Annotated in this window: 2 protein-coding genes; one reads left to right on the top strand and one right to left on the bottom strand. The window is 28.7% G+C overall.

Annotated elements, in window-relative coordinates:
- The coding region (locus tag B0B05_RS16255) for a restriction endonuclease subunit S (RefSeq protein ID WP_245799385.1) at positions 1-538 on the top strand (538 nt) is incomplete at its 5' end.
- Here the strand turns inward: B0B05_RS16255 and B0B05_RS16260 are convergent.
- Positions 531-1,137: restriction endonuclease subunit S (locus B0B05_RS16260; RefSeq protein ID WP_221406986.1), on the bottom strand; the 607-nt coding region annotated here is incomplete at its 5' end. The genes B0B05_RS16255 and B0B05_RS16260 overlap by 8 nt on opposite strands.

A 1,137-nucleotide genomic window follows, 5' to 3' on the forward strand; every position in this document is an offset into this window, starting at 1 on the left:
AATTAAAGGACTTCATCAAAAGTTAATTCTTACACAAACTCCAAATGTAAAATTGAAAGATTGTGTTTCTTGCCATTCATCATCATTGACTGAAGCGGAAATATTAAATGAAAGAGGAGTTTTTCCAATTTTTGGTGCAACAGGTATTATTTCTTATTCAGAAAATTATCTAATTGATGAAGATGCAATTATGATAATCAAAGATGGTTCTGGAGTTGGAAAAGTCCAGTATGGAACAGGAAAATTTTCAGTTATTGGAACATTGAACTACCTGACAATAAAATCTTATGTTAATTTGAAATATATTTTCTTCTGTTTGAAATTCTTTAACTTTAACACGTATAAAGTTGGTTCTGGTATTCCTCATATTTATTTCAAAGATTATGGAGAGGCTCTTATCTATTGCCCTTGTTTGGATGAACAAAATAAAATAGAAAAATTACTTTCGTCTATCGATGAAAAAATAAATCTTGAAAATACTTTGTTAAAAAAATTAAAAGATCAGAAAAAACACCTACTGCAAAATCTGTTTATATAAATAGGTTTTGCAATAGATATTGTTTTTGAGATTGATACTTCTCCAAAATATTTTTTTCTGTTTGAATTTTTGTATCAATAGCAGAAAGAAAGTTGGCAATGATAGTTTGTTCTTCAAGAGGTGGAATGGGTAATTCTATCTGCTTCACAATGTCTGCAGATAAATTTCCTTGACCACCTTGTAAGTACTTATTTATAATGTGTTCTTTTTTATGAAAGAGATAAGAGTAAATGAAATAATGATTTTGTTGAGATTTTATACAAAGCACTGCTTGGTTTATTGCTCCATTAATCTTACTAATTGCTACTTCACCACTTGTTGCGCCATATAAGGCATATAAAATATCACCAACTTCAACCATTTTAGCAGATGAATTTTTTAAACCTAATTCATTAATAAATTGCTCTGTTACATTAGAATTTATTTCACCTGATCGGATAAAAGGTATATTTCCATCAAAATACTCTTTTTTAGATGTCAGCGGAGTTCCACCTGAATAAAAAGTTGCTAATTTACCAAGTTTTTTTTCTGTCCATTTTTCTGTGAATCCTTTGAATCTGATTTCTTGTGAAAACAGTTTTTCACTTAGTCCTTTAATT

The organism is Epilithonimonas bovis DSM 19482, from assembly GCF_900108115.1.
GTDB classification, from domain to species: Bacteria; Bacteroidota; Bacteroidia; order Flavobacteriales; family Weeksellaceae; genus Epilithonimonas; species Epilithonimonas bovis.